Raw genomic sequence first — 8,751 nt, 5'->3', positions numbered from 1 at the left:
GAACAACGTTCTTTCTTTCATTGTCTGGTAGTTATGGCGAGAAGGTCACACCCGTTCCCATCCCGAACACGGTAGTTAAGCTTCTCTGCGCCGATGGTAGTTGGGGGCTTCCCCCTGTGAGAGTAGGTCGCTGCCGGGCAATGATTTTGGAGGTTTAGCTCAGCTGGGAGAGCATCTGCCTTACAAGCAGAGGGTCAGCGGTTCGATCCCGTTAACCTCCACCATTTTTATGCCGGCTTAGCTCAGTTGGTAGAGCAACTGATTTGTAATCAGTAGGTCGCGAGTTCGACTCTTGCAGCCGGCACCATCTTTTTCTTAATCAGTCTTACATACATTAGTATAAAGAGCCGTTAGCTCAGTTGGTAGAGCATCTGACTTTTAATCAGAGGGTCGCAGGTTCGAACCCTGCACGGCTCACTCTTTGCGGGTGTGGCGGAATTGGCAGACGCACCAGATTTAGGATCTGGCGCCGCGAGGCGTGGGGGTTCAAGTCCCTTCACCCGCACTTATATTTATGCGGAAGTAGTTCAGTGGTAGAACATCACCTTGCCAAGGTGGGGGTCGCGGGTTCGAACCCCGTCTTCCGCTCCAATCTGAGTTTATTTTATGCCGGGGTGGCGGAACTGGCAGACGCACAGGACTTAAAATCCTGCGGGTAGTGATACCCGTACCGGTTCGATTCCGGTCCTCGGCACCATTTCTATATTGCGCCCATAGCTCAACTGGATAGAGTACCTGACTACGAATCAGGCGGTTGGAGGTTCGACTCCTTCTGGGCGCGCTTATTTTACGGGAAGTAGCTCAGCTTGGTAGAGCACTTGGTTTGGGACCAAGGGGTCGCAGGTTCAAATCCTGTCTTCCCGACCATTATTAAATTCTATAATTTGGGGCCTTAGCTCAGCTGGGAGAGCGCCTGCTTTGCACGCAGGAGGTCAGCGGTTCGATCCCGCTAGGCTCCACCAAATTTTAAATTAAATCTTTATTAATGTGGCGGCGTAGCTCAGCTGGCTAGAGCGTTCGGTTCATACCCGAGAGGTCGTGGGTTCGATTCCCTCCGCCGCTATCTTTAAAATTTGGACCTTTAGCTCAGTTGGTTAGAGCAGACGGCTCATAACCGTCCGGTCGCAGGTTCGAGTCCTGCAAGGTCCACTTAGCACTTTTTATTATTATATCGTGGAGGAATACCCAAGTCTGGCTGAAGGGATCGGTCTTGAAAACCGACAGGGGTGTAAAAGCTCGCGGGGGTTCGAATCCCTCTTCCTCCGTTTTTTATTTGTGACTAAGTGGGCCAATTTAATATTATTATCGCGGGGTGGAGCAGTCTGGTAGCTCGTCGGGCTCATAACCCGAAGGTCGCAGGTTCAAATCCTGTCCCCGCAATCGTGGTTCCGTGGTGTAGGGGTTAACATGCCTGCCTGTCACGCAGGAGATCGCGGGTTCAAATCCCGTCGGGACCGCCATTTGGCTTGGTAGCTCAGTTGGTAGAGCACTTGATTGAAGCTCAAGGTGTCGGCAGTTCGATTCTGTCCCAAGCCACTTTTATGTGTATTATGCGGGTGTAGTTTAGTGGTAAAACCACAGCCTTCCAAGCTGTTGTCGGGAGTTCGATTCTCCTCACCCGCTTTTTTGGGCCTATAGCTCAGCTGGTTAGAGCGCACGCCTGATAAGCGTGAGGTCGATGGTTCGAGTCCATTTAGGCCCATTTTATTCCACAGTAGCTCAGTTGGTAGAGCAATCGGCTGTTAACCGATCGGTCGCAGGTTCGAGTCCTGCCTGTGGAGTTTATATTTTATACTGGAGAAGTACTCAAGTGGCTGAAGAGGCGCCCCTGCTAAGGGTGTAGGTCGTTAACGCGGCGCGAGGGTTCAAATCCCTCCTTCTCCGCCAGTAAGGCCCGTTGGTCAAGCGGTTAAGACACCGCCCTTTCACGGCGGTAACACGGGTTCGAATCCCGTACGGGTCATCATTATAAGTATAAGAACAATGCAGAGGCATTGTTCTTATTTTGGTTGGAAATTGGAGGGCTGGATTGGATGCGAAATAGGAGGAAGTTTTGGATTTTGACGGTTATAGTGGCGATTTCGGGGCTATCACAAGGGCTTTTGTTGCCGCTGATTGCGATTATTTTTGAAGGAATGGGGATTAGTTCGGGTGTGAATGGATTTCATGCGACGGGGATTTATATTGGCGTTTTGTTGGTGTCGCCATTTATTGAAGCGCCGCTACATAAATTTGGATTTAAGCCGATTATTGTGGTTGGTGGGGGATTAGTTGCGGTGGCGCTATTTTTGTTCCCGATGTGGTTTAATTTGTATTTTTGGTTTTTGCTGCGTCTTGTTATTGGTGTGGGGGATCATATGCTACATTTTTCGTCGCAAACTTGGATTGGAGCTACGACGGAACCGAGCAAACGTGGCAGGAATATGGCGATTTATGGCTTGTTTTTTTCACTTGGATTTGCGGTTGGACCGCAGCTTGTGAATTTGATGGATGTAAGTCCTAATTTGCCATTTTATATTTCCGGTGTGTTAGTTCTCTTGGCGTGGGGATTAATTTTGACGCTGAAAAATGAATTTATTTCGCAAGGGACGGAAATTCGCAAAATTTCTTTTTTCGATAGTATGAAGCGTTTTTCTGATGTGATGAAAATTGCTTGGGTAGCGATGATACCACCCTTTTTATATGGTGTTTTGGAGACGGGTTTAAACGCGACTTTCCCAATTGTGGGGCTTAGATTTGGGATTGAAACATATATAATTACGTTTATTATTTCTGCCTTCTCGGTAGGGACGATTTTGTTTCAGGTTCCAATTGGGATTTTTAGTGATCGGATGGGGCGCGGGCGCGTGTTGCCGATTTTAACGTTTTTAGGTGGTCTCGTTTTCTTCCTAACAGCATTTGTTTCGAGTAGTGTGCTTTTTATTGTGATTTTCTTTGTGCTCGGGATACTTGTGGGATCGCTTTATTCACTTGGGCTTTCATATATGACGGATTTGACGCCGCTTGATCTTCTTCCTGCTGGAAATATTTTGGTGGGGATGTGTTTTAGTGTGGGGAGTATTTTGGGGCCGAGTGTAACGGGGGCTTTGATTACTATGGTCGGCCCGAGGAGCTTTTATTTTACGATTGCTCTGCTTCTTATTTTGGGAGGAATTTTATTATTTTCAAAAAAAAGATTGACAGCATAGATTTATTTTTGGTATTATGATTTCAATACATTTGATATGTAAATTAAATATGAAACTCTTATAACGAGTGGTAGAGGGACTGGCCCGATGAAACCCGGCAACCTTTCAAGTTTTTTGAAAAGGTGCTAAATCCTGCAAAGCATGTTGCTTTGAAAGATAAGAGAGAACTAATTTTTCGTTTATTTTCGAATTATTTTAGCCTCTCTATCTAGGGAGGCTTTTTCGCGTCATAAAAAAGAGAGGATGAGGTAAATGGTAAAAGTACTTAGTTCAAATTTAGGGTATCCACGTCTTGGAGAGAAGCGCGAATGGAAAAAATCGTTAGAAAATTTTTGGAATAACAAAATTTCAGAAGATACACTTCTTTCTGAAACAAAGGCGATTCGATTGGCTGCTTTAAACAAGCAGAAAGAAAAAGGGATTGAGCTTATTCCGGTCAATGATTTTACATTGTACGACCATGTGCTTGATTTGAGTGTGGCGTTTGGTGTGATTCCGAAACGTTTTGGGAATTTTACGAACGAGGTGTCGCTACGTACATATTTTGACATCGCGCGCGGGAACGATACGGCGGTTGCTTCTGAGATGACGAAATGGTTCAACACGAATTACCATTACATCGTTCCAGAGCTTGACGATGTGGAGCCGAAACTCTTAGAGAATAGGGCGCTAAAAGCTTATTTAGAAGCGAAAAAGGAGCTAGGTATTGATGGAAAGCCGGTCATCATTGGGCCAATTACTTATTTGAAACTTGGAAAAGGTGCCGATAAAAATGATTTCGCGAGTTTAGTTCAGAAGTTCTTACCGCTTTATAAAACGATTATTGAAGAGCTAGATGCGGCGGGCGCGAAATGGATTCAACTAGACGAACCAATTCTTGCGACGAGTTTAGCAAAAGAAGAAGTAGTGCTTTTTGAAGAGGTGTACGCGGAATTACGCGCAGCGGCGCCACATGCGAAATTGATTTTGCAAACGTATTTTGAAAGTGTGGACGCATATGAGGCGGTTGTAAAATTGCCGGTGGATGCGATTGGGCTGGATTTCGTTCACGACCATGGTGAGACGCTTGAGAGAATTCAAAAATTTGGTTTTCCAGATAATAAATATTTGGCGGCGGGAATCATTGATGGGCGCAATGTTTGGCGGGCGGATGTTCAGGCGAAACGTGCGGAGCTTGAAATTTTAACGCGACTTGTGCAAAAGGACAAACTGATTGTACAGCCGGCGAGTTCGCTACTGCATGTTCCGGTGACGAAAAAAAGCGAGCCGAATTTGGATAAAGTGCTGTACGATGGTCTTTCTTTTGCGGATGAAAAATTGGATGAAGTCGTTCTTCTCGCGAAAGCTGTTTCAGACGGAGCGGAGGCGGTGTCTAGCGAGCTTGAAAAAGCAGAGCTTGCCGTTTCAGAATTGAATCGTTCGGAACATCGGAATAACAAGGCGGTTCAAACGGAGCTTTCAGAGCTTAGTAGCATTTCTGCTGAACGAAAAAGCCCATTTGAAACGCGGATTAAAGCCCAGCACGAATGGCTGAATTTGCCGCTTTTACCGACGACAACAATTGGGAGTTTCCCGCAGTCGCCTGAAGTTCGCAAAAAACGCGCGGCTTTCCTAAAAGGGGATATTACGAAAGCGGAGTACGAAACATACATTGAACAGGAAACGGAACGCTGGATTCGCATTCAAGAGGATCTGGACCTTGATGTTCTTGTGCACGGTGAATTTGAACGGACGGATATGGTCGAGTATTTTGGACAAAAATTAGCAGGCTTCCAGGCGACGAAATTTGGTTGGGTGCAGTCATATGGCTCGCGTGCGGTGCGTCCGCCACTTATTTACGGGGATGTGGCTTTTACGGAAAATATTACGGTGAAGGAAAGCAAATTTGCCCAGTCACTCACGAATCGTCCTGTGAAGGGGATGCTGACCGCCCCCGTAACCATCATCAATTGGAGCTTTGTGCGAGACGATATTCCAAGAAGCGATGTTTTCAACCAAGTGGGGCTTGCTCTTAGGAAGGAAGTTCTTGCATTAGAGGAAAATGGGATTCGCGTGATTCAGGTTGATGAGCCGGCGCTCCGCGAAGGGTTGCCGCTGAAGCGTTCGAGATGGGAAAAATACTTGAACGATGCGGTTTATGCTTTCAAGCTAACGACTTCCGGTGTCGCGGACGAAACGCAAATTCATACGCATATGTGCTACTCGGATTTTGATGACATTATCGATGCGATTAGTGCGCTAGACGCCGATGTTATCTCGATTGAAACGTCGCGTAGTCACGGGGAAATTATTTCCACGTTTGAAGCATATCATTACGATAAGGAAATTGGGCTTGGTGTTTATGATATTCATAGCCCACGCGTTCCAAGTACGACTGAAATTAAAACGAATATTGAGCGCGCGCTTCGCGTGATTCCAGTTCAAAATTTCTGGATTAATCCGGATTGTGGGCTTAAAACGCGGAAGGAAGAAGAAACGGTTGCCGCGCTTCGTGATATGGTTTCCGCTACAAAGGAAATTCGCGAGGCCTATACCATTTTAGAAAAATAGAGAACGGGGGAAGCTCGATGGGAAATTTAAGTAAGCAGACGATTTCAGCACAAATTGGTAATAAAAAATGTGAGAAAACTGGTGCGGTCAACATGCCACTCTATTTCTCAACGGCTTACCGCCATACGGATATTGGGGTGGGTACTGGGTACGATTATACGCGGACGGCAAACCCGACGCGCGATGTTTTACAGGAGGCGCTCGCAGAACTTGAAGACGGGAAATATGGTTTTGCTACAAGTTCTGGTATGAGCGCGGTTCAGCTTGTTTTTAAAAGGTTTAAAACGGGTGACCACATTATTAGTTTGCAAGATTTGTACGGCGGGACTTTTCGCTATTTTGGGACGCTTGAACGGCAGTATGCGATTGCATTTGCATATTGGGACGGAAAAGTGTTTGATGAGCTTGACGGGCTTTTACAGCCGAATACGAAAGCGATTTTTATTGAAACGCCGACAAATCCGCTTATGCAGGAAGTGGATATTGAAAAAGTGGCACAATTTGCGAGCGCGCATCAGCTTTTGCTCATTGTGGATAACACTTTTTATACGCCCATTTTGCAGCAGCCGTTAAATCTTGGGGCAGATATTGTCATTCACAGCGCTACGAAATATTTAGGCGGTCATAATGATGTTCTGGCGGGAGCAGTCATTGTGCGAAGTGATGAGCTCGGTGAGTTTTATGCGACGGCTTTAAATGAAACGGGCGAAGTGCTGTCACCATTTGATTCGTGGCTTTTAATTCGCGGGCTTAAAACGCTACCACTACGCATTAGAGAGCATGAAAGAAATGCTAAACGCGTCGTTCAGTTTCTCGAAAACCATGCTTTAGTCAAAGAAGTGAAGTATCCAGGGCGCGGTGGCATGATTAGCTTTTATATTGAAAATGCCGCGCTTATTTCACCGCTACTTAGAAGTGTTTCGCTTTTTACTTTTGCTGAAAGTTTAGGCGGCGTTGAAAGTTTAATTACGTATCCTGCTACGCAAACACATGCGGATATTCCGCGAGAACTGCGGGAATCATACGGCTTAACTGATGAGCTGTTGCGCATTTCAGTTGGCATTGAAGACGCGGACGATTTGGTGAACGATCTCAAAACGGCGTTCGAATGCGCTTCTAAGGAGGCGGTACGGCCATGAATTTGCGTAAAGATTTAAGTGAGAAAGTTTTAATTGCAGACGGGGCAATGGGAACTTTGCTTTATTCGTACGGTGTAGACCGTTCGTTTGAAGAATTAAATGTGACGCACCCAGATGACGTACTTGCTATTCACCGCGCTTACATTGAAGCGGGCGCGGATATTATCCAAACGAATACGTACGGCGCAAACTATATAAAGCTGAAGCGTTACGGCTTAGAAGATGAAATTAAACGGATAAATCAGGCGGCTATTAGGTTGGCGAAAAAAGCGACCAGCGGCACAGGGACTTATGTTTTTGGAACGATTGGCGGCATTAACGGGGCTAGTGATTCAAAAGTGGAACAGGCTCCACTTGAAGAAATCAAACGTAGTTTTCGGGAACAGTTGTATTGTTTTTTGCTGGAGGGCGTGGATGCGATTCTTCTTGAAACATTTTATGATCCTAACGAGCTTAAAACCGTATTAAAAATTGTACGGGAAAATACAGATTTGCCAGTTGTAGCGAATGTTTCGATGCATGAACCGGGGCTACTTCAAAACGGGGAGAAGCTACCTGATGTTTTGCAGGAATTGGCAAATCTAGGCGCAGATGTTGTAGGCGTGAATTGTCGGCTTGGTCCTTATCATATGGCACGCGCGCTTGAAACGGTGCCACTCCTAGATAACGCCTATTTGGCAGCATATCCGAATGCTAGTCTACCTGAAATGCAGGAAGGAAAAATCATTTATCAAGCGGAAACGGATTATTTTGAGGAATATGGTGAAATTTTCCGCAAGCAGGGCGCACGCATCATTGGCGGTTGTTGCGGGACGACACCAGACCATATTCGGGCGTTCCGGGCGGGACTTCGGTCAACTAAACCAGTTCGAACAAAGGAAGTTCGTCCCATCATCGAACTTGTTCCTGAAGAGCCAGACACGCATGAAGGTGTTCGTTTAGTGGATAAAGTGAAGAATGAGTGCACGGTGCTAGTCGAACTCGATCCGCCGCGGACGTTTGATACGACGCAATTTTTTGAAGGCGCAAAGGCGCTCGATACGGCTGGAGCTGATGCGATTACGATTTCCGATAACTCGCTTGCGACGCCGCGCATTAGCAACATGGCGATTGCTTCGATCTTAAAGCACGAGCACAACATTAAGCCGCTCATTCATTTAACAACACGTGATCACAATCTCGTAGGCATGCATTCGCACATCATGGGTTTCCATAAGCTTGGCTTGCATGATGTTCTCGCTGTGACAGGCGATCCAACGAAAGTGGGCGATTTTCCGGGTGCTTCCTCTGTTTTTGATTTACGGTCGGTTGAGCTCATTCAACTCATTAAAAAGTTCAATGATGGAATTTCTTATACAGGCAAGTCGCTCAAGGAAAAGGCGCGTTTCAACGTCGCAGCTGCGTTCAACCCGAACGTTCTCAATGTGGAAAAAGCGGTCCGTTTGATTCAGCGAAAAGTGGAATACGGCGCGGACTACATCATTACACAGCCCATTTACGATGTGGAGAAGGCCGCCATCTTAAAAGAGGCGCTTGATGCGGCAGAAATCTCCGTCCCCATCTTTGTTGGCGTCATGCCACTTCTATCAAGCCGAAATGCGGAATTTTTGCACAACGAAGTTCCAGGTATCAGGCTAACCAATGAAGTCCGCGAACGAATGCGCGAGGCAGAAAAAGCGGGGCGTGGCAACGAAGAAGGCATGCTAATCTCAAAAGAAATCATTGATGCAATTTGCACGCATTTTAACGGGATTTACATCATTACACCATTTTTACGCTACGATTTATCGCTCGAATTATTGGAATATGCAAAATCAAAAAAACAGGTGCATGTCGTATAAATGTAGCCTGTTTTTTGCGCTAAACGAAAGGTC

General features: G+C 46.1%; 4 protein-coding genes, 20 tRNA genes, 1 rRNA gene and 1 riboswitch. All 25 genes read left to right on the top strand.

Annotated elements, in window-relative coordinates; genetic code table 11:
* Positions 1–23: 23 nt before the first annotated feature.
* The 25 genes from rrf (at position 24) to CFT42_RS08190 (ending at position 8,718) form a co-directional block, all read left to right on the top strand.
* A 5S ribosomal RNA gene (gene rrf, locus CFT42_RS08310) occupies positions 24–139 on the top strand.
* 9 nt (positions 140–148) lie between these two features.
* A tRNA-Val gene (locus CFT42_RS08305) sits at positions 149–224 on the top strand.
* A gap of 7 nt (positions 225–231) precedes the next feature.
* Positions 232–307 (top strand) — tRNA-Thr (locus CFT42_RS08300).
* Between the two features lie 37 nt (positions 308–344).
* Positions 345–417: transfer RNA gene (locus CFT42_RS08295), tRNA-Lys, on the top strand.
* Between the two features lie 6 nt (positions 418–423).
* A tRNA-Leu gene (locus CFT42_RS08290) sits at positions 424–505 on the top strand.
* Positions 506–516: 11 nt separating this feature from the next.
* Positions 517–591: transfer RNA gene (locus CFT42_RS08285), tRNA-Gly, on the top strand.
* Between the two features lie 17 nt (positions 592–608).
* Positions 609–697, top strand: a tRNA-Leu gene (locus CFT42_RS08280).
* A gap of 10 nt (positions 698–707) precedes the next feature.
* Positions 708–781, top strand: a tRNA-Arg gene (locus CFT42_RS08275).
* A gap of 9 nt (positions 782–790) precedes the next feature.
* Positions 791–867: transfer RNA gene (locus tag CFT42_RS08270), tRNA-Pro, on the top strand.
* A gap of 19 nt (positions 868–886) precedes the next feature.
* Positions 887–962, top strand: a tRNA-Ala gene (locus tag CFT42_RS08265).
* 27 nt (positions 963–989) lie between these two features.
* A tRNA-Met gene (locus tag CFT42_RS08260) sits at positions 990–1,063 on the top strand.
* Between the two features lie 12 nt (positions 1,064–1,075).
* A tRNA-Ile gene (locus CFT42_RS08255) sits at positions 1,076–1,149 on the top strand.
* Between the two features lie 26 nt (positions 1,150–1,175).
* Positions 1,176–1,265 (top strand) — tRNA-Ser (locus CFT42_RS08250).
* Between the two features lie 41 nt (positions 1,266–1,306).
* Positions 1,307–1,380 (top strand) — tRNA-Met (locus tag CFT42_RS08245).
* Positions 1,381–1,384: 4 nt separating this feature from the next.
* Positions 1,385–1,460, top strand: a tRNA-Asp gene (locus CFT42_RS08240).
* Positions 1,461–1,463: 3 nt separating this feature from the next.
* A tRNA-Phe gene (locus CFT42_RS08235) sits at positions 1,464–1,536 on the top strand.
* Between the two features lie 16 nt (positions 1,537–1,552).
* Positions 1,553–1,623: transfer RNA gene (locus CFT42_RS08230), tRNA-Gly, on the top strand.
* A 5-nt stretch (positions 1,624–1,628) separates the two neighbouring features.
* A tRNA-Ile gene (locus CFT42_RS08225) sits at positions 1,629–1,702 on the top strand.
* Positions 1,703–1,708: 6 nt separating this feature from the next.
* Positions 1,709–1,781: transfer RNA gene (locus CFT42_RS08220), tRNA-Asn, on the top strand.
* A 15-nt stretch (positions 1,782–1,796) separates the two neighbouring features.
* Positions 1,797–1,887 (top strand) — tRNA-Ser (locus CFT42_RS08215).
* 4 nt (positions 1,888–1,891) lie between these two features.
* Positions 1,892–1,963: transfer RNA gene (locus tag CFT42_RS08210), tRNA-Glu, on the top strand.
* Positions 1,964–2,033: 70 nt separating this feature from the next.
* Positions 2,034–3,188 carry an MFS transporter gene (locus CFT42_RS08205; RefSeq protein ID WP_088815898.1) on the top strand — a complete coding sequence of 385 codons (1,155 nt, stop codon included), beginning with the start codon at positions 2,034–2,036 and terminating at the stop codon, positions 3,186–3,188.
* Positions 3,189–3,243: 55 nt separating this feature from the next.
* Positions 3,244–3,351: riboswitch (SAM riboswitch) on the top strand.
* Between the two features lie 89 nt (positions 3,352–3,440).
* Positions 3,441–5,738: a 5-methyltetrahydropteroyltriglutamate--homocysteine S-methyltransferase gene (gene metE / locus CFT42_RS08200; protein WP_088815897.1), complete on the top strand. Its 2,298-nt coding sequence runs from the start codon at positions 3,441–3,443 to the stop codon at positions 5,736–5,738.
* 17 nt (positions 5,739–5,755) lie between these two features.
* On the top strand, positions 5,756–6,877 hold the full coding sequence (locus CFT42_RS08195) for a PLP-dependent transferase (protein ID WP_088809851.1): 1,122 nt from the start codon (positions 5,756–5,758) through the stop codon (positions 6,875–6,877).
* Positions 6,874–8,718: a bifunctional homocysteine S-methyltransferase/methylenetetrahydrofolate reductase gene (locus CFT42_RS08190; protein WP_088815896.1), complete on the top strand. Its 1,845-nt coding sequence runs from the start codon at positions 6,874–6,876 to the stop codon at positions 8,716–8,718. Before CFT42_RS08195 ends, CFT42_RS08190 begins: the two co-directional genes overlap by 4 nt.
* The last annotated feature ends 33 nt before the right edge of the window (positions 8,719–8,751 follow it).

Source organism: Listeria goaensis, assembly GCF_900186125.1.
GTDB lineage: Bacteria > Bacillota > Bacilli > Lactobacillales > Listeriaceae > Listeria > Listeria goaensis.
Note: the sequence above shows the minus strand (reverse complement) of the source record. Positions and strands in the feature narration are given on the sequence as shown.